A 24,125-nucleotide genomic window follows, 5' to 3' on the forward strand; every position below is an offset into this window, starting at 1 on the left:
ACATCAAAAATTATAATGAAAATAGAATTCAACAAAAATTAGGCTACTTATCTCCGGTTCAATACCGAATACAAGCAGCCTTATAAAAAGTGTTTTTTATTCCGTCCCATTTTCAGGGTTCAGTACCATTACGCCTAAGATTTTTTTTACAGATGATCTAAAATAATAGATGTAATGACGCCTGCTGCAGTGAAAAGACCTACTAATGCGCCGCCATCTTCATAGGCTTCCGGCATCATAGTGGCACCAATCATGGTGATGATACCGCCGGCAGCAAAGCTTGAAATAATAGAGATAACAGCTGGGTCAGCATGATCAAGGAAGATATAGCCGAATAAGGCACTGAGACCTGCTACAACGGTAACAGCAACGAATAGGCCGACGACTTTACCTTTAGACTGACCACTTTTTAGCATACCTGATGTACTAGATAAACCTTCAGGAATATTACTGATAAAAATAGCAAGTAAGAGTAACATACTGACACCTTTACCACCGATTAACGTTGTTCCGAGCATAATAGACTCAGGAATCGCATCCATTACAGTTCCGATAAAGATACCAAGGCCGCCACCAGAATCGTTACTATCTTTCGCATCATCTTGTTTAAGCTCATGAGCATTAGAACGTTTACGGTGTTTTCCACCGTGGCGAGATAAAATGCCTTCTATTGCAGTGAAAACAAAAGAACCAGCAATAAAACCGATCAATGTATTTTGCAGTTCGCTTTTATCAAGTGATTCCTGCAAAAGTTCAAACGTCGCTGCGCCAATAAGTACACCTACACCAAAAGCCATAATAAAACCAAGTATTTTACGGGGAATATGAATAATCATACTGATGATAGCGCCGAGCAGGACGGCTCCACCTGATACTGCACCCCAGAAAAAAGCTGCTCCCATAAAGAATTCCTCCAAAAAACCCCGAAGGAATGCCTTCGGGGGTAAGTCATTTATGTTGAGTATTAACGACGGTCTAATAAGTCGTTATCGCGATCAAGTTCGTTACCTACATGACGACCATTTGTGTCATCGATATCAACTTGCTCTTTACGTACAGTTTCAGATACGTGAGCTGTGTCTTGTACACGGTTTTTCTTGATTACTAATTCTTCAGCTACAACGTTTTCTTTTTCAACATTGATGCGTTCTTCAGTTAAAGGTACACGGATAGTATCGTTGTCTAAACGGTCAAAATCAACATCTCCGTCTACTCTTTCGTCTACACGACGACGCTCGATAGTAACTTCGTCACGGCTTACAGGTACATCGAATTCTTGACGCTCTTCAACTACGTCTTTGTCGATACGTACTTCACCAGTTTGAACATTATCTTTACCTACGCGAAGGCGTTCTTCGTGTAAACGGATTTTTTCATCATCTGATAAATCTGTACGGTTAGCGATATCTTCGTCGAATGCGTATTCCTCACGACGTCCTTCTAATACTTCATTGTTGTCTACGCGGTCAAATTCGTTACGGTTTAAGTCATTGTTAAATTCGTTTTTCATGTCTACATGTTCCTCTCTAGTTTGTAAGTTATTTGTACGATGTTTCTCAGAATACTCGGCATCTGTGTCAGATTGTACACTTTGTCTTCCAGTCAGACCAGTTGTTCCGTCATCAGGATTAGAGTACGCTCCTTCATGTAATGTCTCGTTACGATCACGGTTTACTGCATCAGGGTTAGCAAAACCGCCAACTACACCATTTGTGTAAGTGTCGTTGTGGTGAGCCTGACCTTCAACGTAATTGTGATCTCTTTCTGTTGTAGAAGTATTGTAAGTTGCATCATTATCTACATAAAGTAAGATGTTGCCACTTTCAACTTCTCTTTCATATTGATTGCGTTCAGCATCTGATAAGTTTAATTTATCAAATACACGTGCCTGAGGATCTTCCCCAGTGAAGAGTGAAGCTACTTTATCGCCAAATGATCCATCAGCATTCTTGAAGTTAACATCTGTATAGTTCAATGCAGAACCTTCAAGTTTGTTTTTAGAAATGACGTGTAAGTCGCGTTCAGCTACTCCTTGAGACTTCAAGTTATCAATTCTACCTAATAATGCTTGTTCACTAGAAAATGATTCAATGTTTCCCATTGTAATTCTACCTCCCAATCACTAATGTGTTGTAAATCTCTAAGGTGTCGTTTTGATTTTCTTGTGATGTTAGAAATATACCCGACGGCTCCCACCCTAAACACTTAAAAATTAAAATAATTAAAAAAATATTAGAAATTAATCTGTTTACATTAACCAAAATAAGGGTGAAACCTTGATTCTATGCGGATTTGTCCTTGATATTCGACTCTAAATTTGTTATCATCAATTAAATAAAAAATTAAATAAAACACTCATATAATTAAAGAATATGGCTTTGAAGTATCTACCACGCACCTTAAATGACGTGACTATGAGTAAAAAGTGAATCCATTCTCAGCAGAGTCTGGACATTCTTTTTTTACTCGCCTATTCCAAAAGGTGAGTTTTTTTATTTTAAGGAGGACAATCGTGAAAGAGTTACAGCAGAAAGTGAAAGATGAAGGCGTAGTGATTGCAGGTTCGGTTCTTAAAGTAGATGCTTTTTTGAATCATCAGATTGATGCAGCGCTGATGAAGAAGGTAGCAGACCATTTTTATGATTACTATAAGAATAAAGATGTTACGAAAATACTGACGATTGAAGCAAGTGGTATTGCGCCTTCTATTATGGCGGCGCTCGCATTCGACGTGCCTTGTCTATTTGCAAAAAAGGCGATTCCTTCAACACTGACTGAAGAAGTATACGCGACAGATATTCATTCTTATACGAAGAACAAAACAAGCTATGTAGTCGTTTCACAGAAATTCCTCTCAGCTGATGATAAGGTCCTGATTATCGATGACTTCCTGGCAAACGGCGAAGCAGCACTCGGCCTTTACGATTTAGTCAAACAAGCTGGGGCTGAATGTGTCGGTGTCGGTATTGTTATCGAAAAGAGCTTCCAGCAAGGTGCAGACCGTCTGAAGAATGAAGGACTAGATGTCCTCAGTCTCTGTCGTATTGCTTCATTAGAAGGCGATAAAGTGACTTTAGTAGGAGAAGAATAATGAAAAACCTCCTATTAAGTATCCAGCACCTTCTGGCGATGTATGCAGGTGCTATTATCGTTCCGATTATCGTCGGTAAAGCGCTTGGCTTCTCTGGTGAAGAAATCGCGTATCTTGTCTCTATTGATATCTTTATGTGCGGAGTAGCGACTTTCCTGCAAGTCTACAAAGGAATTGGTATCGGCCTGCCAGTCGTTCTTGGCTGTACATTTACCGCTGTCACGCCGATGATTATGATTGGCTCGAAGCATGGTATAGACGTCTTGTATGGCTCGCTTTTTGCGTCGGGTATCATTATCGTCCTGATTGCCCCGTTCTTCTCTTATTTAGTCAAGATCTTCCCGCCGATCGTCACGGGCAGTGTTGTGACGATTATCGGAATCACACTTATGCCGGTTGCAATGAATAACCTGGCAGGCGGCCAAGGTTCGAAGTCTTACGGCGATCCGCTGAATATTATACTCGGGCTGATGACCTTGATTATTATTTTAGTGATTCACCGTCTTTCATCAGGTTTTATTCGTTCTATAGCAATCTTACTGGGACTGGTTGTCGGTACTATCGTAGCTTCATTTTTCGGATTAGTAGATGTCAGTGCCGTTTATAACTCAAACTTGTTTGAACTTCCTAAACCATTCCGTTTCGGCGGCTTTAAATTCGAAATCGGCTCTATATTACTCTTCGTTATTGTCGGTATCGTCAGTCTGATTGAATCGACAGGTGTTTATCACGCTCTGAGTGAAATCACGAAGACACCGATTGAGCGTAAAGATATCTCTAAAGGTTACCGCGCTGAAGGGATTGCGATTGTACTCGGTTCTATTTTTAATGCCTTTCCTTATACAGCTTATTCTCAGAACGTCGGACTTGTCTCTTTATCAGGCGTCAAATCAAAAAACGTCATGTACGGTATGGTGGCACTTCTTATCTTAGCCGGGTCGATGCCGAAGTTTGGTGCCCTTGCAACGATTATTCCGACCCCTATTCTCGGTGGAGCCATGATTGCGATGTTCGGCATGGTAATGGCCTATGGTGTTAAGATGCTGGGTGCGATCGACTTCACGAAGCAGGATAACCTGCTGATTATCGCTGTGTCAGTCGGTGTCGGTCTCGGTATTACGACTGTCCCAGGTGCATTTGCCAAGTTTGGTGAAGACTATGCATGGCTGACACAAAACGGGATTGTGCTCGGTACACTGACAGCGATTTTACTGAATTTATTTTTTAATGGTATAAACAATCAACAAATTGAAGAAACTATGAAATAATAGGTTATCAAATAAAATGGAGGTATCAATCATGTGGGAAACTAAGTTCCAAAAAGAAGGCTTAACATTCGATGATGTATTACTGATTCCAGGGAAATCTGACGTACTGCCTAACCAAGTTGATCTGAAAGTGGAATTATCAGACCGTCTTAAATTGAACGTACCGATTTTATCAGCAGGTATGGATACAGTGACAGAAGCAAAAATGGCGATTGCGATGGCACGTCAAGGTGGACTCGGTGTGATTCATAAAAATATGTCTATTGAAGAACAGGCAGATGAAATCCTGAAAGTTAAACGTTCAGAGAACGGCGTTATTACAAATCCTTTCTTCCTGACACCTGACGAGCAGGTTTTTGCAGCGGAACATTTAATGAGTAAATACCGTATTTCTGGTGTACCGATCGTCAACAGCGAAACAGACATGAAATTAGTCGGTATTTTAACGAACCGCGATCTACGTTTCATTGAAGATTATTCTATTAAAATCTCTGACGTCATGACTAAAGATGACTTAGTGACTGCACCGGTCGATACAACGCTTGAACAGGCAGAAAAGTTACTGCAGCAGTACAAAATCGAAAAATTACCGCTTGTCGATGATGCGGGTGTCTTAAAAGGACTTATCACAATCAAAGATATCGAGAAAGTCATTGAGTTCCCAAATGCAGCGAAAGATAGCCATGGACGCTTACTTGTTGCCGGTGCTGTAGGTATTGCCAAAGATACACTTACTCGTGCTAAACATTTAGTTGATGCTGGAACAGACGCTCTTGTCATTGATACAGCTCATGGCCATTCTAAAGGTGTACTGGATATGGTTCATGATTTAAAAGAAAACTTTCCTGAGGTAACGCTGATTGCAGGTAACGTTGCAACAGCAGAAGGCACAAGAGCGCTGTTTGAAGCAGGTGCAGATGTCGTTAAAGTCGGTATTGGACCAGGTTCTATCTGTACGACTCGTGTTGTTGCAGGTGTAGGGGTCCCACAGATTACGGCGATTTATGATGCAGCAGGTGTTGCACGTGAACTCGGCAAAACCATTATCGCAGACGGCGGTATTAAGTACTCAGGCGATATCGTTAAAGCCCTTGCATCAGGCGGACATGCTGTTATGCTTGGCTCATTACTCGGTGGTACAGAAGAAAGCCCTGGGGCTACTGAAATCTACCAGGGACGTCAGTACAAAGTTTACCGCGGTATGGGTTCACTTGGCGCGATGGAAAAAGGATCTAAAGACCGTTACTTCCAGGATGACAAAGAAGCGAAAAAATTCGTACCAGAAGGTATTGAAGGACGTATCGCTTATAAAGGTGCGCTTCAGGATACGATCTATCAGTTAGTCGGCGGTATCAGAAGCGGTATGGGTTATACAGGTTCAAAAGACTTACAGGCCTTACGCGAAGAAGCACAGTTCATCAAGATGACAGGTGCCGGACTGAAAGAAAGCCATCCGCATGATGTTCATATCACAAAAGAAGCGCCTAACTATTCTATTTAACTAAGGAGACTAACCAATGGAAATGGCATTTGAACAGGAATTAATCCTGGTACTCGATTTCGGTAGTCAGTACAACCAGCTCATCACAAGACGTATCCGTGAGATGGGTGTCTATAGTGAGTTACATGATCACGAAATCTCAATCGAAGAAATCAAGAAAATGAATCCGAAAGGCATCATCCTGTCAGGTGGACCTAACTCGGTCTACGAGGAAGGATCATTCACGATAGACCCGGAAATTTTCAACCTCGGTGTGCCGGTACTGGGTATTTGCTACGGCATGCAGCTGATGACGAAATTACTTGGCGGCTCTGTTGAACGTGCAAACGAACGTGAATACGGTAAAGCAGTCATTACGGCTGAAACACACTCACTCTTCCACATGCTGCCTGAAGAGCAGACCGTCTGGATGAGCCATAGCGATAAAGTCATCAATATCCCGCAAGGCTTCCGCATGATTGCGAACTCACCAAGCTGTAAATATGCAGCAGTAGAAAATGCAGAACGTCAGTTATATGGCGTACAGTTCCACCCGGAAGTGCGTCATTCTGAATATGGCAATGACTTACTGCGTAACTTCATCCGTAAAATCTGTAACTGTACAGGCGAATGGACAATGGAGAACTTCATCGACATTGAAGTAGAGAAAATCCGTGAACAAGTCGGCGATAAGAAAGTCTTATGTGCCATGAGCGGCGGCGTGGATTCATCTGTTGTAGCTGTTCTCCTGCATAAAGCAATCGGCGACCAGCTGACTTGTATCTTCGTTGACCACGGCTTACTCCGTAAAGGCGAAGGTGACATGGTCATGAAGCACTTTGCAGAAGGCTTCAACATCAATATCATCCGTGTTGATGCGAAAGACCGTTTCATGAGTAAACTTGCCGGCGTATCAGACCCAGAGAAGAAACGTAAAATTATCGGTAACGAGTTCATCTATGTCTTCGACGATGAAGCCTCTAAATTACAGGGCGTGGAATTCCTGGCACAAGGCACGCTGTATACTGATATCATTGAATCAGGTACGAAAACTGCACAGACCATCAAATCTCACCATAACGTCGGTGGATTACCGGAAGACATGCAGTTCAAACTGATTGAACCGATCAATACGCTCTTCAAAGACGAAGTCCGTGCCCTCGGTATCGAACTCGGTATCCCGGAACACCTCGTATGGCGTCAGCCATTCCCAGGACCAGGCCTTGGTATCCGTGTACTCGGCGAAATTACAGAAGACAAGCTCGAAATCGTCCGTGAATCAGATGCGATTTTAAGAGAAGTGATTGCGCAAGAAGGTCTCGAACGTGACATCTGGCAATACTTCACAGTACTTCCTGACATCCGCTCAGTCGGCGTCATGGGTGACTACAGAACATACGATTACACAGTCGGCGTCCGTGCCGTGACAAGTATCGACGGAATGACAAGTGACTTCGCGAGAATCGACTGGGAAGTCCTGCAGAAAGTTTCAAGCCGCATCGTTAACGAAGTGAACCATGTTAATCGCGTGGTGTATGATATTACATCTAAGCCACCTAGTACGATAGAGTGGGAATAGAACCAAAAATCCTCTAACCATGATGGTTAGAGGATTTTTCATTGTTATTCTGCATCTTCTTTAGACGGCAGTGGATAAAATCCTGCTTTAAACTGCTGCCATAAGGGTTCTGGGAGTTCATGTTTATTCGGGTCTTCTGAATCGAAGTAGGAAATGATCTCGTCTTCTTTGCCTTCTTTGATTTTACCCACAAAGGCATGGTCAAGAAGCAGTTCTCTGCCGACTGCGACGAGTTCAACACCTGTGTTAAGGGCATTAATTGCATCATCCGCTGTGAAAATGGAGCCGATGCCGATTAAAGGCATACGACCATTGACCCATTTGTGTAAGAGTTCGATACGGTTCTGTCCCGCATATTCACCCTCATGTACGTCGCCGTGGATATGCATGAGTGATGCATGCAGGTAATGGAGCGGCTTCTCAATCAGGCGTTTAATCAGCTGTTCAGTCAGTTCCATTTTAATTCCCGGGTTATATGCTTCTTCCGGTGAGAAGCGGTAGCCGATAATGAAATCATCATTGCCATATTCATTCACTGTATTCACCACTTCGTCTACTACTTCCGTTGCGAACAGGAACGGGGCTTTCCATTTGTCAGAACGCTTGTTGAAATGTGGGGAGACGAACTGGTGAATGATATAGCCGTTTGCGCCGTGTATTTCAACGCCGTCAAAGCCTGCTTCAATGGAACGGCGGGTCGCTGCACCGAATGCTTTGATTGTCTGCTCAATTTCTTCTTCAGTTATTTCTCTTGCTGTATGGGTATGTTCCTGACGGAAGCTTTTCAGCTCCATGGCACTCGGACCTGCGACATCGCTGTTCGGTGTGTATTCCGGTAGAGCCTGTACGCCGCCATGGTGAATCTGAACGATCGCTTTGGCGCCGTTCTTTTTCATCGCTGCTGCGAGTCGTTTGAGTCCTTCAATATCACTGTCATGTGCAATTGAAGGCTGTCCAGGGAAGGCCTGGCCGAGTTCTGTAACGTATGTTGCCGCTGAAATAGACATACCGACGTCTTTAGAACGGCTTTCCATATAAGGGATCTCTCTATCAGCGATTGTGCCGTCTTCGTTAGATGAGATATGTGTCAGTGGCGCCAGTACGAAGCGATTACGTAGTTCTACTCCGTTAGGTAATGTTAAAGGCTGAAATAAATCTTTATATTTAGGATTCATGGAAATGCTCCTTATCTATTGAGTTTGTTTGATGATAAAAGCATATAATAACTAATAGACTTTACGCAAAAAATCAGCCTTCTTTATCTTGCAAGGTTAGAGAAGGCTGCTGAGTGGTATTGAATGAATATAAGGCAATAATCAGGAGGAGGTCAGTCAATATGCTTAAAATTATGGTGCAAGTAGACGTTCAGCCCCCGGCAACAACAGAAGCTACTGGCGGTGCACGCGAAGTAGAGTCCGTCCCTAAAATCGGTGATTCTATGGAATTACAGGACAGGACTAAAGGCGTTGTTACAGCAGTGGAACCCAATGATGAAGGTAAATTCGATAGCGAAGAGAATATCGAAGCGATTGTTACAGTGCAGGTCAGCGAATAGTACGGATAAACCCTCTAACTAAAAAAGTTAGAGGGTTTATTTAAACACATTGCTGAATAAGAGATAAAAGACCACCATCATAATGCCACTGAATGCTGCAAATTTATAATTGAAAGGTTTCTTGGTTTTAGAGAAATAGTTCAGTAACCGGTCTGTTCCGAAATAGACGAGGAAAAAGGTGCTGAACATAATGAGACAGGTAATGAGTACAGCTGTGAATTGCATAACTATGCCTCCTAATCTTTTAATCCATTATATCATTATCCGTTATCATTAGCAGATTCCTTTCATGTGGCCTCAGGAGATAGTTATTATAGCAATAAGGGAGAGGGATAATATGTATACGTTCAGAAATGTGGAACCGAATGACCTGGAAGAGGTGACGAGACTGGAGAGCCTCGCCTTTATTCCGAAAGTAGCAGATACAAGAGAAGCTTTTGCAGAGCGCATCCAGAAGATAAGTGAGACGTTTATCGTCGCTGAGAAAGACGGAGAAATCAGTGGATATATTAACGGACCTGTTATCAGCGAACCTTATATTACGGACGATTTATTCAAAAAAATCCCTGCCAGTGCTGAAGGTGACTACTTGAGTGTACTCGGTCTTGTTGTGTCTGAAGAACATCAGAGACAGGGACTGGCAGGAAGATTACTTGCGTCTTTCACAGACAAAGCGAAGAACTTAGGTGTTAAAGCGATCACTTTGACGTGCACAGAAGATTTAATGCCATTTTATGAGCGCTATGGATTTGTCAATCACGGCCCATCAGCGTCACAGCATGGCGGGGAGCGGTGGGTCAATATGGTGAAGATGATAGAGTAGAGAGAGCAATGGTGCTCTTTTTTACATACCTAAGTAGCAACCCAATTAATCTTTGTTATAATAGATGCGACTGGAGTTGACTCATATGATTAAACTAAAGAATCCACGTCCTGTTTACTTGAAAGGCAGTAGCCATGCTGTTCTGCTTCTGCATTCTTTCACTGGAACTGTACGCGATGTAAAAGGGCTGGCGCAACGTCTTAATGATGCAGGGTTTACGACATATGTGCCTTCTTATAAGGGGCATGGTCTTCTGCTGGAGGATCTTGTGAGAGCTGATATGGATGACTGGTGGCAGAATGTTCTGGCAGGTTATGAGTTTCTCAAACAGGAAGGCTATGAAACTATCAGTGTCGCTGGTGTCTCATTGGGGGGTCTTTTTACATTGAAATTACTTGAGACATTTCCTGAAATTCACTCCGGAATAGCGATGTCTGTTCCGCGTTTCAAGGATGAAGTCGGCATTTTCTATCGTCTGGAGCAATATAGTATACGTCTCGGTAAGATGCTCGGGCTGAGTGAAGAAGCGCATGCTGAACAGCTCAGTCATATACAGAACTATCAGCTGGGTGCACAGAAATTCTGTAAGGCAATTGACGAAATTATGAATGGTTTATCTGAGATCAGTCAGCCTGTTCTTATGATGTACGGCGGGCGAGATGACGTGACTTATGCTGAAAGTGCACAAAATATATTTGACAAACTGAAAGAACCCAAAGAGATAAGAGCGATTGCAGAAGCCGGACATTTAATGCCTTTAGGACGGGGTCAGATGCAGACAGAAGAAATGATTCTTTCATATTTCTGTCACAAAAATGTCTAATCATCTGAACGTTAATTTTGAGTAGGATAGTGTATGATAAGAATACGATATTTAAAGGAGTGAGATAATGTCTGCGAATATGAAGAAAATGATTGTATTTATTCTCGGTCTTGCTGAAATCATGGCGGGTTTTGCCATTTACGAAACTTCTAAATTTGGTTCATTTACATTTGTAGCGTTAGGTATTCTCTTTATCGCTATCATGTTTCTGATTGATCAGCGTGCGAAAGACCCCTATAACAGTCGATATACATATTAAACTCTGAGTCTTAGGACTCAGAGTTTTTTTCATTCAGTCTGCGCTCAGCGGATATCTGGTACATTTCATCTCTGAGATGAATGATGTCATCGTTAATAAGTGGTTTAAGATGAGGACCTGTTTTTAAAAGCTCGAAGTAAGGCAGGTCTACATCGATTTCCCGAACAAGTGTCAGGCGGCCGATTTCATGGATTTCACCATCGTTCCGTAATACTTCGATTGATTGAGGTGCTGTATAACGTTCGACATATAGAATGATGTCATCTTCATATTTCACATGGAATCGGACGTAATCCTTATCTGTCTGGTAGTAATGCAGATTATGATAGGTCTGATATTGACGTGCAGTAGAAAGAGGAAAATGTGAGATGAATTTACCGAGTCGCTGGCCGAAGTTCTCCAGCTGTCCGATTTTACGCATGAGGTTAAAGCGAATAAACCAATCATCTGCCTGTTTGATAGCATTGACATAAGTCATCAGCATTAAAACGGATTCGCGCTTCACAAACGGAAAGTAAGGAAAATTGACAAAGATGAAATTAGAATCAGTTTCCTTAAAATGAATGGTCAGTCCTTTCAATGAAACAAACTGTTCAGGTGTTCTTTTACTAGGCGGCGCATCTGATAAGCGAATGACTGCTGTCTGTGCATCGCCGAGAAGAGCTTTTCCTTCCGCTGTCAGTTCGACTTCAGCGTCGTAATAATAACCTCTTGCATGCGCTCTTTTTAATCCTTTATCGTGTACACCGAGCATCTCGATGTAATTAATAATTCTTTCCGCTGTTTTAGCCATTGTTTCCACATCCTTTTTTAATCTATACCCCATCCTGCAAAAAAAGAACTGACCATTATCAGTTCTTCAGATACTTATGCATCAGTGCTTCAACTTCATGTTTCCAGAAGAAACGGTCTAATTTATTTTTATGGACAACTTGTATCAAGTCATTTGTCAGCCACATAGACAGCATCTGTGGCGGCACGCCCATATCATAGACTTCACTCGCAGTAACGAAAGCGTCGCGATGAGTTTCCATTTTTTCACCTTCTAATTGATTCTATTTAAATAACCGTCTTTCATTTCATAGACTTTATCGAAATATCTGGTCAGTCGTGTATCATGTGTCACGACAATAGCTGCTTTTTGCATCCCTTGTACTTCATGTCTTATCAGCTCGATGACAGCAAAAGCTTTTTCGCTGTCGAGACTCGCGGTCGGTTCATCAGCGAGGATAACTGAAGGGTTTGTATAGATAGCTTTTAAGATGGCAACACGTTGTCGCTGCCCCCCTGACAATTCACTTGGGTACTGGTTCATTACTTTTTCGAGGCCAAGCGTCTCAATTTTATCAGCCAGCTCATCTTTGGTCAGATGATTGTTATTGACCTTATCCAGCAGCTTCAGCTGATCTTTTACTTTAAGGAAGGGAACCAGATTTGAGGCCTGCAAGATAAAACCGATTTCCTTCAGCCTGATCTGTGCACGTTTTTTCTCTTTATATTCGGTTGTGTTGATATCATTGATAATAATCTGTCCTGATGAGGGTTTCTGCAGAAGTCCAGCAATAGTCAGAAGTGTACTCTTGCCTGAACCCGATGGTCCGATAATAGCGACCATCTCACCTCGTTCCAGATGGAAGTCAGTGGGCTTGAGCGCTTCGACATACGTATTGTCCTTACCAAAATTTTTAGATACACCTTCTAATGTTAAGACCATGGTAATCACCTACCCTATTGTTTTTAGTGGATCGACTTTCTGTACAGATCGAATTGAGAATAGTCCGCCCAGTAATGCAGTGATAATGAGTGTCGCTGCGTATATCGCAATCAGCTGCCATTTAAAAATAATCGGTACGACAGGCGGCAGAAAATATGCAGTTAAGAGTGTCAAGGCGAGTGCGATAATAACAGCAAGCACTGAAAGAATCAGCGTCTGATAAACGACAGACTTGCCGAGAAAACTGTTGCTGATACCCTGTGCTTTCAACAGCCCGTAAATCGGAGCTTTCTGAATCGTGATGACATAGAGGAAGATTCCGATGATAAATGCTGAAATAGCAAACAGGAAATAACTCATAAAGTCGAGCGTCAGCTTCTGCTCTGTATAGCCTGGCAGTTTTTTGATGAAAGATTCTGTATCTATGACCTGCAGATCATCATCGACGTTAACGTCTTTAAAATCGGAATCTTTCACTACAAAGGCATTCACTTTATCTTTCAGACGGCCATTGGTCAGCACGTCGGCTGTGTCATTATTGGCGTAGAGAATAGGGGCCGCGTTATACTTGGCACTTTCTGTGAAACCAGTGATAGTGAGTGACTCATCGGTACCTGCGAGGTTGAGTTCATCACCGATCTTAAATCCTTTCTCCTGAAACGTATCATCAGCTACGACTTCAAAATCATCCTTGAACATTTTACCTTCGCTGACTTCTGGTTCGATAAACGTATCTTTTTCAACGCCGAATAATAGGGCGTTCTGTTTGCGGTCATCTGTTGAGGCGATGACAGCTGTATTCTTGATAGGTGCAACGTTCTTGAAGTCTCCTTCAACAGCATCCTTATCCATGACAGACTGGGCAAGATTCTGATTGGATTCCTCAGTCATCACAATGGCATCGCCGTCCCATGTATCAATGGCTTCACGGTTCATGTTCATCAGACCGTTGGAGAGACCTGAGATAAGAAAGAGAAGATAGCCGATGAGTACAAGAACACCAATGATCAGACTGAATTTTAATTTGTTATAGAGAAGCTCTTTCCAAGCCAGAAACATATCATTTCCCCCTTTTATTTAACTAAAAATGTACGGATGATCATATCCAGTTGAGCATGACTTAAGTGCAGAAGCGGCTGCCCGGACTGAGCGAGTAACTGCTCAGTGTGCTGGTCTTCAAAGACAATGGATTTCCTGAAGTAAGGGTCAAAGACTGAGATATAGGAATTCAGCAGCTGTTCTTCTTCTGTCATATAAGCTTTGTCAGCTTCAGGTGCAACAATCAGCTGTTCAAAATCGAGATGCTTCTTGATGATATCAAGAATCTCTCTATTGGTCGGAGGAAGAGGATTAGTGATATGATAGATTTTTTCATCTTCAGCATGTAAGGCTTCCGTCAGCACTTTCACCACGTAATCTACAGGCACAAGATTAGAAGTGCCTTGATCGTCGGCGTATAGTCTATATCTCTGATTATTTCCGCTCCGAGACATCTTTTTGCGGAATATCTTCAGTGCTTTCATGAAGCCGTAAAGAGTGAATTTGGAATCTGCTTCGCCTGTCTCTGAATCCCCTATAATAATTGCAGGGCGCAGAATGGACTTTTTCATCGGAGCATTGAAGACGACATGTTCGGCCTGTCGTTTACTTTCTTCATATGGATTATTCACTGGGGTGGAAAGAGGATGCAGTTCTTCCTTGGCATATTCATTCTGCCCGACAGTATAAGCAGTTGAAATATAAAGGAAATGCTTCGTCTGAAGAGATGCGGCTAATGCCAGGGCATGTCTCGTACCTTCAAGATTAATCTCAAACAGCTCATGGCGCAGTTCCTCATCGAATTTCACAAGTGCAGCTAAATGATAGAAGTAATCCATTGCAGGAAGGTCGTAGGCATCAAAATCAACCGCGCAGTGTTCTGCTGTGATATCTCCTTTCACAAAATGAAGGGAGGCATCAGGTAATTGAGTAAGCAATTTGTTTTTCTTTATTTCATCTCTATAGAGTATATAGAGATGGTGCTCAGGATTCTGAGCAAGTCGATGAATGAGCTGAGCGCCGACAAAACCAGTAGCGCCTGTTAAAAATATATTCAGGGTATTCACTTCCAATTCTAAAATAAAGCTATTCTCCAGATCTTCTGGAACTAAGTATTATAATTGTACCGTTATTGAACAGAAATTAGCAATTAAACATGACAGAATCAATGATTTTCAAAGATCATTTCGGTTTTCAGTTGATCTTTAGGTTCATATGATCCTAACTCGGTTAAGTGAGTGATTAAAGCCTGCTGCAAGTAAGCGGCCTCTTCAGACGTTTTCACTTTTGAAGAGAGCTCAACCACATGACTTTTGCCGATATCCCATTTCTCAAGTTTGATTTTGTAGTCTTCTAATTTACCAGTATGTCTCTCAAACGCTACTGGGCCGACAAGAGACGTTTCTTCAAGTTCTGACAGGTAAGGAGCGAATACTTCCGGCGCTTGATCAGTAATATGGTCGTGGCGAGCAGGAAGTACATGGTCATCTACTGGAACTTCGATGACGTGTGTGACACTGAGTGTCTGTTTGCTGATGCCATACTCGACTTCATAGTCACCTGTCATACCATCGAGCTCTGCTTGTCTGACAGCCGCTTCTATATCGCCGTTCAGTACCGGATAACGTTTCTTATATTGTATTTCCAGGAACTCGTCGTACTCTGATTTTCTGACTCGTATGGTCACCCGGTTATCATAATTACGTCTAGTGTCATGGTCCACAAATTGCACAAGAAAATCTTCATCTTTACTCTTAGCGCCGAAAGCATCTAGAAACGTATGGGTTAGATGCCCTTTTTTATCGAGAACTTTGGTACTATCTACATAGACTTTTACTTCATATTTCATTGATTAGTCCCTCACTTTCATTCGTTATTATTTACCCATAATCATCAATTATAAAAAAATCTTACTGATTGTTGACAAAAAAATCTCAATGTTATAAGATTGATATTGTCTTATTTGGAGGAATACCCAAGTCCGGCTGAAGGGATCGGTCTTGAAAACCGACAGGGGCTTAACGGCTCGCGGGGGTTCGAATCCCTCTTCCTCCGCCATTTATAGATTATAATAGACTTTATATAGATAAAGATGTTCTGAGAAATCAGGGCATCTTTTTTTGTTTATATAAATCATTTTAGTGAATAAATTAACTTTGAAACCCTTTTCAATTTATGTTTACAAAGCTTGTATAGACACGTTACAATGAGGTTAATTTAACAAAGGGAGATGGAGAGATGGCAGTAAATAGAGATGATGTCAGACGCATTATTAGTGCAATTGGCGGTAAAGAGAACGTTAATGCAGCAACACACTGTGTGACGCGACTGCGTTTAGCACTTGATGATGAATCGAAAGTCAATAAAGAGGAATTAGATAAGATTGAGTTAGTTAAAGGGTCTTTCGCAGCGAATAATCAGTTTCAGATCGTTATCGGCCCCGGTACTGTAGATGAAGCATATAAAGTTTTCACTGAAGAAACAGGAATGAGCGAAAGCACAAAAGATGAAGTCAAAGCAGCTGCAGCAGATAAAATGAATCCATTGCAGCGTGCGATTAAAACATTGGGTGATGTCTTTATCCCATTACTGCCTGCAATCGTGACAGCGGGTCTTTTGTTAGGACTTAACAATGTCCTGACTGCTGGAGGTTTATTTGGTAAACAGTCACTTGTTGAAATGTATCCGCAATTAAGAGATTTAGCTGAAATAATTAATTTCATCGCAGGTGCTCCGTTTATTTTCTTGCCCGCTTTAATTGGTTGGTCAGCTATGCGTGTATTTGGAGGCAGTCCGATACTAGGTATGGTTCTCGGTTTAATTATGTGTCATCCAGGTCTTGCATCTCAATATAGTCTGGGTAATGCTGATACAGGAGAACTGACTAAAATCCCTCAATGGGATGTGTTTGGTCTTCAGATTAACAAATTAAATTATCAGGGACAGGTCTTACCTGTACTCATTGCAGCATGGTTCCTCGCAAAAGTAGAGCGTTTCTTAAATAAACGTGTGCATGATTCAATCAAGATGCTGGTTGTAGGACCTGTATCATTATTATTAATTGGTTTCCTGTCATTCTTAATCATCGGTCCAGTAGCATTATGGCTAGGTACACAGATTACAGATGTCATTCAATTTATCTTCACAAAAGCAGGCTGGCTAGGCGGTTTAATCTACGGGCTTGTTTATGCACCGCTCGTTGTAACAGGTCTTCATCATATGTTCCTGGCTGTTGACTTCCAGTTACAGAACTCGCAGCTTGGCGGAACTTATTTATGGCCGATTTTAGCGATTTCTAACATCTCACAAGGTTCTGCAGCATTCGCAGCATGGTTCCTGTACAAACGGCGCAAAATGGTTAAAGAAGAGGGGCTTGCACTGACATCCGGTATTTCAGGCTGGTTAGGTGTTACTGAACCTGCTATGTTCGGTGTTAACATCCCTCTTAAATATCCATTTATTGCAGCAGTGGTAACGACAGGGATTGTGGGAGCGATATTTGGGTCACAGCAGTTATTAGGACGTGTGGGTGTGGGAGGCTTACCTGGGATTATTTCGATTAACGAAGGCTTCCGTCTCACTTTCTTCATCGGTATGATTATCGCTATCGTACTACCTGTTATTCTGACTTTAATCTTTTCGAATTTTGCAAAGAAAAAAGGCGAAGAAGTCGTTGTAGAACGTGTGAAGGATACAAAATAAGAACTGAAGGAGTTTTAACATGGCGGTAACGGATTGGAAAAAATCAGTGGTCTATCAGATTTATCCAAAGTCATTCAATGATACGACAGGCAATGGTCAGGGCGATTTGAACGGTATCATTGAGAAGCTTGATTACTTGAAGAAGCTGGGTATCGATTATATCTGGTTGACGCCTGTCTATCGTTCACCCATGAATGATAATGGCTATGATATCAATGATTATTATGAGATTAATCCTGACTTCGGTACGAAAGATGATTTTAAGCGATTACTCGATGAAACACATGACCGAGGTATCAAGATTATGTCTGATATCGTGATCAATCATACATCCACGCATCATCACTGGTTTGTAGAAGCCCGTAAATCTAAAGATAATCCTTATCGTGATTATTATATCTGGAAAGACGGTACGAATGGTCCGCCGACGAACTGGGAATCAAAGTTTGGCGGTAATGCATGGCAGTATGATGAAGCGACAGATCAGTATTATCTTCGTCTTTTTGATGTGACTCAGGCAGACCTCAACTGGGAGAATGAAAGTTTACGCCGTGAAATCTACGATATGATCAATTACTGGATTGATTTTGGGATGGACGGATTCCGTTTTGACGTCATCAATCTGATCTCAAAAGGGACTTATGAAGACTCTCCGAAAGAAGGCAAAGAGTTCTATACAGATGGGCCGAAAGTTCACGATTATCTGCACGAACTGAACCGTGAGACATTCGGTGACAAAGAAGGTTTCATGACAGTCGGAGAAATGAGTTCAACGACCCTTGAACACTGTATTAAATATACGAATCCAGAACGCCAGGAACTCAGCAGTGTATTCAACTTCTATCATTTAAAGGTCGATTATCAGAATGGTGAAAAATGGTCTGAAAAATCTTATGATTTTATCGAGCTGAAAGAGATTCTCTTTAAATGGCAGACAGGTATTGCTGCGGGCGGAGGCTGGAATGCTATCTTCTGGTGCAACCACGACCAGCCACGTGTTGTGTCACGCTTCGGAGACGATTCTACTGAGGAAAATCGTGTTTACAGCGCTAAGATGCTGGCGATTACCCTTCACTTCCTGCAAGGGACTCCTTATATTTATCAAGGTGAGGAAATCGGAATGACCAATCTTTATCTCAAGGACATCAGTCAATATCGTGATGTAGAATCTCTCAATGCTTATCCGTTGATGCTTGAAAGAGGCATCAGCAAAGAACAGGCTATCCGTATCCTGCAGCAGAAGTCGCGCGATAATTCACGTTCGCCTGTTCAATGGTCTAAAGAACAGAATGCCGGATTTACGACGGGTACGCCTTGGCTGGATGTAGCGTCTAACTATAGAACAATTAATGTTGAAGATGCGCTAAGCGACTCTGATTCCATTTTTTATACGTATCAGCAGTTGATACAGCTCAGACACGATCTGGATATTATGACATATGGTGAAGTCGTGCCAGAACTGGTTGATCATCCTCAACTCTTTGCTTATCGAAGAGTGCTTGATGACCAGACCATGACTGTAGTCGCTAATTTCAGCGGCCAGGAAGTAGACGTGCCCGCTGCCCTATCCCTGGACGGTGAAGTACTGATTAATAATTATCATCAAGTTGAACGAAGATTAAAGCCGTATCAGGCAGTTGCCGTCTTAAGGGAACCGACTTATACTGAGAGAGCGTAGAAAGAAGACTCGGGATAAGAGGGATCAGGATGAATAGAAATAAATACCAGACAATTTACCAGGATATCAGTGGACAGATAATAAAAGGAGAATATCATTTTCATGATCAGCTCCCATCAGAAAGTCTGCTGGTCAAAAAATACAATGTATCACGTGAAACCGTTCGTAAAGCACTGAGTCTGCTGCAGGTCAATGGCTACATTCAGAAGCTGAAGGGTAAGGGCTCGGTCGTCATTTACCAGGAAGGGACGAATCTGCCGATATCTCAGCTTGTCAGCTTCCAGGAAATCAATGCCACACTTGGCATCGACTATCAGACACATGTAGAATCATTTAAGTTAGTGCGTGCAGCAGACCATCCATTGGCAAAAGCGGCACTGAACATCGAGGATGATACGTTGCTCTATGAAGTCGTGCGCATACGTACTAAAAATCAACGCGTGAATATCATTGATACTGATTACTTTATTGCTGAACTGATTCCGGACCTGACTAAAGACATCGCTGCACAATCCATTTATGCGTATATCGAAAAAGAGCTGGAACTTAAAATCAGCTTTTCCAACAAAGCCATCACGTTTGAACCGATGACAGATTTAGAGCTCCGGTTATTCGCAGAAGCGGTGCCGCCTTATGCAGCTACTGTACGTTCAGTGGTTCATTTAGCGAATGCAGTGCCTTTTCAATACAATATTTCGAAACACCGGGCAAGCGAGTTCAGATTTGTAGATTTCTCACGTCGGATGACTGAAGTCGACAAATAACTTGCAATTACTGAAAGAGGTATAGTATTATATATACTACCGTGCTAAGTGGGGAGGTAGCGGTTCCCTATACTTGCAATCCGCTTAGGCAAGACCTAACTCCTTTGCTGCGGGAAGCAATTTGTGAGGTCTGACTTTGACACGTAGTGTTGAGAAGTCGGTCCTGGTCAATATAAGCCCATGAACCATGTCAGGTCCGGAAGGAAGCAGCATTAAGTGGTAACTTGTATGTGGCCGGGGTAGCCGACTTTGAGCTGGCGATCGAGGTTCCGCTCATGTAGGCTTAACAAAGCAGAGGTGCACGGCTTTTTTTGATATTAATGAATCTATATATAATGCAAGAGGCATATCAGTGGATATGCCTTTTTAATTTTGTTCGATTATGGCATACTTTTAAAGGTAAATGGAGAGGAGCAAGACAATGAAATTCTGTGAACTGACGATTGATGAATTCGATTCGTTCGTTAAAGACGAATTCAGTCATTACACGCAATCACGCGCACATTATACAGGCCGCGAGGCGATGAACATGGATGTTCATTTAGTGGGCGTCAAAGAAGGAGAACGCATACTTGCCGCTTGTCTCTTAACAGGCGCTGCAAGCCTTAAATTTTTTAAATACTATTATACGCATAAAGGACCGGTGATGGATCACCATAATAAAGAACTCGTCCAGTTCTTCTATACTCACCTGACTCAATATCTGAAAGCACGTAAAGGTTTATTTGTCCTGGTGGATCCATATATGACTCGCAACTATCTGGATGGTGACGGTAATGTCACTGAAGAACAGCCGGTTGATGATGTGATTCAGACAATGGAATCTCTTGGGTATGTGCATAGAGGTTATCCAGTCGGCTATTCGATGGATTCACAGGCCCGTTATTTTTCTGTGCTTGATCTGACAGCTAAGACAGATGATGAGCTCTTAAAAGAGATGGAATATAAGACGCGTCGCAACATCAATAAGACGATTGAAATGGGTGTTCAGCTGCGCGATTTAGCTGATGATGAGATGGATAAATTCTTCAGTCTGTACCGCATGGCAGAAGATAAGCATGATTTTTCTCTTTTCGGTCTTGAGACATTCAAACGTATGAAGAAGATGTACGGTGATAACGCACGTGTTGTTATGGCCTATATTGATTTAAATGACTATCTGTCTCGACTGCAGGAGCAGCTATCAGCGAAACGGACAGAATTTGAAGCATCAAATGAAGAACTGAAACAAAACCCGGACTTCAGAAAACTGAAGAATAAGACAGCGGAACTCGAGAAGGCTGTTCATCAGATTGAAAAGAAAATAGCTGAAACAGAAGAACTGAAACAATCAGACGGCGACATTCTCGAACTTGCAAGTGCCATCTATATCTTCAATAACCATGAACTCTACTATCTGTCCAGTGGTTCCAACCCTAAATACAATAAATTTATGGGCGCCTACCATATGCAGTGGGAAATGATCAAGTTTGCCAATCAGCTCGGCCTGAAGCGTTATAACTTTTACGGGGTCAGCGGTGACTTCAATGAAGAGACATCACCTGATATGGGTGTCATTAAGTTTAAAAAAGGATTCAACGCTTATATTGATGAACAGATCGGTGACTTCATCAAACCGCTTAATGGTCCGGCTTATAAGATTTATCAGCTGATGAAACGTAAGTAACTTTTTGAATAGGAGCACTTCTGTGTTCCTATTTTTTTATATCTGAAATGGTATAATGGAACCATTACTACTGATGGAGGGGACGTCTTGAGTTATCAAGCTTTATATCGCGTGTTCCGGTCGCAGTCATTTGAAGAAGTAGTCGGCCAGAAACACGTTACAACGACACTGAAGAACGCTATTGCGAGAAACAAGATTTCTCACGCCTATCTGTTTAACGGACCTCGGGGAACAGGGAAGACAAGTATCGCAAAGATATTTGCAAAAGCAATCAACTGTACAGAACGTCACGACGGTGAGCCGTGTAATGAATGTGCAAGCTGTATATCCATTACAAACGGCACTAATTCTGACGTCATCGAAATCGATGCAGCGAGTAATAATGGAGTCGATGAGATTCGTAATATTCGTGATAAAGTAAAATATGCCCCAGGTGAATCCCGTTACAAAGTTTACATCATTGACGAGGTTCATATGCTGACGACAGGCGCTTTCAATGCACTTCTGAAAACGCTGGAAGAACCACCGGCTCATGCTATCTTTATTCTGGCCACAACAGAGCCGCATAAAATCCCGCCGACCATCATTTCGAGATGTCAGCGATTTGACTTCAAAGCCATCAGTACACCGGACATCGTCGACCATCTGGCATATGTCTGTGACAAAGAAGGCATCGACTATGAACAGGAAGCACTTGCCTTTATTGCACAGTCTGCTGAAGGCGGCATGCGGGATGCGCTTAGTATTCTGGATCAGGCGATTGCTTTCGGAGAAGAATCTCTGACGCTGACACACGTTCTGAATGTGACCGGCAGTGTCGGCAAAGAAGAACTGAGACAGCTGACGGACCTCATCATCAAGCATGATGTAAGAGGGGCGTTCGATCTCTACCACCAGCTGCTCAGCGACGGCAAAGAAGTCAATCGACTGGTTAATGACTTTATTTATTATCTCCGCGATGTTATCGTCGACTTCGCGACAGGCGAAAAACAGGACGGTCTGGTTTATGAAGTAGAACTGTCAACGATTTATGAGATGATTGATAAAATCAATGACACGCTTGTCTCCATGCGCTTTGCGGTTAATATGAATCTGCATTTTGAAGTGCTGATTGTCAAACTATCTGAACTGGTGAAGTTAAAAGAGAAAGTAAATGGACCTGCTGAAAGCATCGATCACTCTTATATCGATGAACGCTTCAAGGAATTTGAGGACAAACTGGCAGCCGTGCAGTTGAATCCGGTGGCGGCAGCTCCTTCAAAACCAGTACGCAAGGAAACAAAGACTAAAAATCATTTTTCAATGGCTCAGATTGAAACGGTGCTGGATAATGCTAACCGCGAAGATCTGACCTATCTGAAAGAAAACTGGCAGTCATTGATTGATCATGTGAAGCAGAATGATCAGCGGGCTTTAGTCAGTCTTATGCAGAACACAGAGCCAGTAGCGGCAAGTAGCACACATATTCTGATTAAGTTCGATGATGATATTCATTCAGATATCGTCAATAAAGACGAAGAAAAACGTCAGCAGATTGAGTCGATTGTGTACACAATCATCAATAAAAAAGTTAAAATGGTAGGTGTACCGGACTCGCAGTGGCTGCAGGTCAGACATGACTATATCCAGAATCGTAAAGCTCAACCAGCTGAAACGCCAAAGAAACAGGATATCGTCAAGACAGCAGAAGAGTTATTTGGTAAAGACACGATTAATATGATTGATTAACAAGGAGGAAATAATTATGCGCGGTGGCGGAAATATGCAACAAATGATGAAACAGATGCAGAAAATGCAGAAGAAAATGGCTGAAGAGCAGGAAAAACTGAAAGAAGAACGTATCGAAGGAACAGCAGGCGGCGGTATGGTGACAGTCGTAGTATCAGGACATAAAGAAGTGATCGACGTCATCATTAAAGAAGAAGTCGTAGATCCTGAAGATATCGAAATGTTACAGGATTTAGTGTTAGCAGCGACAAACGAAGCATTAGCTAAAGCAGATGATGTAACTGCACAACGTTTAGGTCAGCACACTAAAGGATTAAACATTCCGGGAATGATGTAATGCATTATCCTGCACCTATATCCAGACTGATTGACAGCTTTATGAAACTGCCCGGGATTGGCCCGAAGACAGCGGCGCGTCTTGCTTTTCACGTTCTTGATATGAAAGAAGAGGACGTTATGAATTTTGCGAAAGCGCTCGTCGATGTAAAACGTGAGCTCACTTACTGTTCGGTATGCGGACATATCACGGATACAGATACCTGCTATATCTGTCAGGACAAGACACGTGACCGTTCGATAATCTGTGTCGTTGAAGAATCTAAAGACGTGATTGCGATGGAGAAAATGCGTGAGTATAAAGGGCTTTATCATGTGCTGCAAGGTGCGATTTCGCCAATGGAGGGCATTGGTCCTGAAGATATCAATATCCCAAGTCTACTGACTCGTCTGAAAGATGAGGAAGTACAGGAACTGATTCTGGCCACTAACCCTAACATCGAAGGCGAGTCAACGGCGATGTATATCTCAAGATTGATCAAACCAATTGGTATTAAGACCACTCGACTGGCACACGGTCTGCCGGTCGGTGGTGACCTTGAGTATGCAGACGAAGTCACTCTGTCAAAAGCCATCTCCGGACGGACAGAAATATAAAAAGAAGCTTCTCTTATTGAAGAG

At 42.3% G+C, this 24,125-nt stretch carries 26 protein-coding genes, 1 tRNA gene, 1 other RNA gene and 1 riboswitch; of the genes, 18 read left to right on the forward strand and 10 right to left on the reverse strand.

What is annotated here, in order from left to right; all coding sequences use genetic code 11:
* On the forward strand, window positions 1-86 hold an 86-nt coding region (locus ERX27_RS09610), incomplete at its 5' end, for an IS3 family transposase (RefSeq protein ID WP_165983063.1).
* 60 nt (window positions 87-146) lie between these two features.
* Here the strand turns inward: ERX27_RS09610 and ERX27_RS09615 are convergent.
* Both ERX27_RS09615 and ERX27_RS09620 read right to left on the reverse strand, forming a co-directional pair.
* The gene (locus tag ERX27_RS09615; protein WP_133432614.1) at window positions 147-902 is read right to left on the reverse strand and encodes a ZIP family metal transporter; all 756 of its coding nucleotides are present in this window, start codon (window positions 900-902) and stop codon (window positions 147-149) included.
* A 62-nt stretch (window positions 903-964) separates the two neighbouring features.
* Window positions 965-2,101: a DUF2382 domain-containing protein gene (locus ERX27_RS09620; protein ID WP_133432615.1), complete on the reverse strand. Its 1,137-nt coding sequence runs from the start codon at window positions 2,099-2,101 to the stop codon at window positions 965-967.
* A gap of 234 nt (window positions 2,102-2,335) precedes the next feature.
* Window positions 2,336-2,435, forward strand: a riboswitch (purine riboswitch).
* Between the two features lie 77 nt (window positions 2,436-2,512).
* Between ERX27_RS09620 and xpt the strand changes: the two genes are divergently transcribed.
* From xpt to guaA, 4 genes are read left to right on the forward strand one after another with little or no spacing between them, the layout of a single operon-like run.
* Entirely contained in the window at window positions 2,513-3,091 is a 579-nt protein-coding gene (xpt, locus tag ERX27_RS09625) for a xanthine phosphoribosyltransferase (RefSeq protein WP_133432616.1), read from the forward strand.
* Complete coding sequence (locus ERX27_RS09630) at window positions 3,091-4,359, forward strand: nucleobase:cation symporter-2 family protein (RefSeq protein ID WP_133432617.1); 1,269 nt, start codon at window positions 3,091-3,093, stop codon at window positions 4,357-4,359. The genes xpt and ERX27_RS09630 overlap by 1 nt, the downstream gene beginning before the upstream one ends.
* A 31-nt stretch (window positions 4,360-4,390) precedes the next feature.
* Window positions 4,391-5,860: an IMP dehydrogenase gene (gene guaB, locus ERX27_RS09635; protein WP_133432618.1), complete on the forward strand. Its 1,470-nt coding sequence runs from the start codon at window positions 4,391-4,393 to the stop codon at window positions 5,858-5,860.
* A 16-nt stretch (window positions 5,861-5,876) separates the two neighbouring features.
* Complete coding sequence (gene guaA / locus ERX27_RS09640) at window positions 5,877-7,418, forward strand: glutamine-hydrolyzing GMP synthase (RefSeq protein ID WP_133432619.1); 1,542 nt, start codon at window positions 5,877-5,879, stop codon at window positions 7,416-7,418.
* Between the two features lie 44 nt (window positions 7,419-7,462).
* On the opposite strand, the gene ERX27_RS09645 is transcribed toward guaA, so the two are convergent.
* A complete protein-coding gene (locus ERX27_RS09645) occupies window positions 7,463-8,593 on the reverse strand; it encodes an NADH-dependent flavin oxidoreductase (RefSeq protein WP_133432620.1) in 1,131 nt (376 codons plus the stop codon).
* 161 nt (window positions 8,594-8,754) lie between these two features.
* Between ERX27_RS09645 and ERX27_RS09650 the strand changes: the two genes are divergently transcribed.
* Complete coding sequence (locus ERX27_RS09650) at window positions 8,755-8,973, forward strand: hypothetical protein (protein WP_133432621.1); 219 nt, start codon at window positions 8,755-8,757, stop codon at window positions 8,971-8,973.
* Between the two features lie 36 nt (window positions 8,974-9,009).
* Here ERX27_RS09650 and ERX27_RS09655 read toward each other — a convergent pair whose 3' ends face one another.
* A complete protein-coding gene (locus ERX27_RS09655) occupies window positions 9,010-9,198 on the reverse strand; it encodes a hypothetical protein (protein ID WP_133432622.1) in 189 nt (62 codons plus the stop codon).
* 112 nt (window positions 9,199-9,310) lie between these two features.
* Between ERX27_RS09655 and ERX27_RS09660 the strand changes: the two genes are divergently transcribed.
* From ERX27_RS09660 to ERX27_RS09670, 3 genes are all read left to right on the forward strand, one after another.
* Window positions 9,311-9,796: a GNAT family N-acetyltransferase gene (locus ERX27_RS09660; RefSeq protein ID WP_133432623.1), complete on the forward strand. Its 486-nt coding sequence runs from the start codon at window positions 9,311-9,313 to the stop codon at window positions 9,794-9,796.
* A gap of 85 nt (window positions 9,797-9,881) precedes the next feature.
* Window positions 9,882-10,619 carry an alpha/beta hydrolase gene (locus ERX27_RS09665; protein ID WP_243715888.1) on the forward strand — a complete coding sequence of 246 codons (738 nt, stop codon included), beginning with the start codon at window positions 9,882-9,884 and terminating at the stop codon, window positions 10,617-10,619.
* Between the two features lie 67 nt (window positions 10,620-10,686).
* Window positions 10,687-10,878 carry a hypothetical protein gene (locus ERX27_RS09670; RefSeq protein ID WP_133432624.1) on the forward strand — a complete coding sequence of 64 codons (192 nt, stop codon included), beginning with the start codon at window positions 10,687-10,689 and terminating at the stop codon, window positions 10,876-10,878.
* Between the two features lie 10 nt (window positions 10,879-10,888).
* Here ERX27_RS09670 and ERX27_RS09675 read toward each other — a convergent pair whose 3' ends face one another.
* The 6 genes from ERX27_RS09675 to ERX27_RS09700 all read right to left on the reverse strand — a co-directional run bounded on the left by ERX27_RS09675 (window position 10,889) and on the right by ERX27_RS09700 (window position 15,479).
* Entirely contained in the window at window positions 10,889-11,671 is a 783-nt protein-coding gene (locus tag ERX27_RS09675) for a hypothetical protein (RefSeq protein ID WP_133432625.1), read from the reverse strand.
* A 58-nt stretch (window positions 11,672-11,729) separates the two neighbouring features.
* Window positions 11,730-11,912 carry a hypothetical protein gene (locus ERX27_RS09680; RefSeq protein ID WP_133432626.1) on the reverse strand — a complete coding sequence of 61 codons (183 nt, stop codon included), beginning with the start codon at window positions 11,910-11,912 and terminating at the stop codon, window positions 11,730-11,732.
* An 11-nt stretch (window positions 11,913-11,923) separates the two neighbouring features.
* Window positions 11,924-12,592, reverse strand: coding sequence for an ABC transporter ATP-binding protein (locus tag ERX27_RS09685; protein WP_133432627.1), 669 nt, complete (start codon window positions 12,590-12,592; stop codon window positions 11,924-11,926).
* A gap of 9 nt (window positions 12,593-12,601) precedes the next feature.
* A complete protein-coding gene (locus ERX27_RS09690; RefSeq protein WP_133432628.1) occupies window positions 12,602-13,651 on the reverse strand; it encodes an ABC transporter permease in 1,050 nt (349 codons plus the stop codon).
* Window positions 13,652-13,665: 14 nt separating this feature from the next.
* Window positions 13,666-14,697 (reverse strand): SDR family oxidoreductase, encoded by a 1,032-nt coding sequence (locus tag ERX27_RS09695; protein ID WP_243715889.1) that lies wholly within the window; start codon window positions 14,695-14,697, stop codon window positions 13,666-13,668.
* 98 nt (window positions 14,698-14,795) lie between these two features.
* Window positions 14,796-15,479, reverse strand: a complete 684-nt coding sequence (locus ERX27_RS09700; RefSeq protein ID WP_133432629.1) for a hypothetical protein — start codon at window positions 15,477-15,479, stop codon at window positions 14,796-14,798.
* A gap of 116 nt (window positions 15,480-15,595) precedes the next feature.
* Here ERX27_RS09700 and ERX27_RS09705 point away from each other — a divergent pair.
* The 9 genes from ERX27_RS09705 to recR all read left to right on the forward strand — a co-directional run bounded on the left by ERX27_RS09705 (window position 15,596) and on the right by recR (window position 24,101).
* Window positions 15,596-15,688: transfer RNA gene (locus tag ERX27_RS09705), tRNA-Ser, on the forward strand.
* A 180-nt stretch (window positions 15,689-15,868) separates the two neighbouring features.
* Window positions 15,869-17,332 (forward strand): PTS system trehalose-specific EIIBC component, encoded by a 1,464-nt coding sequence (gene treP / locus ERX27_RS09710; RefSeq protein WP_133432630.1) that lies wholly within the window; start codon window positions 15,869-15,871, stop codon window positions 17,330-17,332.
* 19 nt (window positions 17,333-17,351) lie between these two features.
* Window positions 17,352-19,010 (forward strand): alpha,alpha-phosphotrehalase, encoded by a 1,659-nt coding sequence (treC, locus tag ERX27_RS09715; RefSeq protein ID WP_133432631.1) that lies wholly within the window; start codon window positions 17,352-17,354, stop codon window positions 19,008-19,010.
* Between the two features lie 29 nt (window positions 19,011-19,039).
* Entirely contained in the window at window positions 19,040-19,774 is a 735-nt protein-coding gene (gene treR, locus ERX27_RS09720) for a trehalose operon repressor (protein WP_133432632.1), read from the forward strand.
* A 39-nt stretch (window positions 19,775-19,813) separates the two neighbouring features.
* Window positions 19,814-20,079: signal recognition particle sRNA large type (ffs, locus tag ERX27_RS09725), an RNA gene on the forward strand.
* Between the two features lie 116 nt (window positions 20,080-20,195).
* On the forward strand, window positions 20,196-21,440 hold the full coding sequence (locus tag ERX27_RS09730; protein WP_133432633.1) for an aminoacyltransferase: 1,245 nt from the start codon (window positions 20,196-20,198) through the stop codon (window positions 21,438-21,440).
* Between the two features lie 87 nt (window positions 21,441-21,527).
* Window positions 21,528-23,168, forward strand: a complete 1,641-nt coding sequence (gene dnaX, locus ERX27_RS09735; RefSeq protein WP_133432634.1) for a DNA polymerase III subunit gamma/tau — start codon at window positions 21,528-21,530, stop codon at window positions 23,166-23,168.
* Between the two features lie 16 nt (window positions 23,169-23,184).
* Window positions 23,185-23,505 carry a YbaB/EbfC family nucleoid-associated protein gene (locus tag ERX27_RS09740; protein WP_133432635.1) on the forward strand — a complete coding sequence of 107 codons (321 nt, stop codon included), beginning with the start codon at window positions 23,185-23,187 and terminating at the stop codon, window positions 23,503-23,505.
* Window positions 23,505-24,101: a recombination mediator RecR gene (gene recR / locus ERX27_RS09745; RefSeq protein WP_133432636.1), complete on the forward strand. Its 597-nt coding sequence runs from the start codon at window positions 23,505-23,507 to the stop codon at window positions 24,099-24,101. The genes ERX27_RS09740 and recR overlap by 1 nt, the downstream gene beginning before the upstream one ends.
* The last annotated feature ends 24 nt before the right edge of the window (window positions 24,102-24,125 follow it).

Source organism: Macrococcus brunensis, assembly GCF_004359615.1.
GTDB classification, from domain to species: domain Bacteria; phylum Bacillota; class Bacilli; order Staphylococcales; family Staphylococcaceae; genus Macrococcus; species Macrococcus brunensis.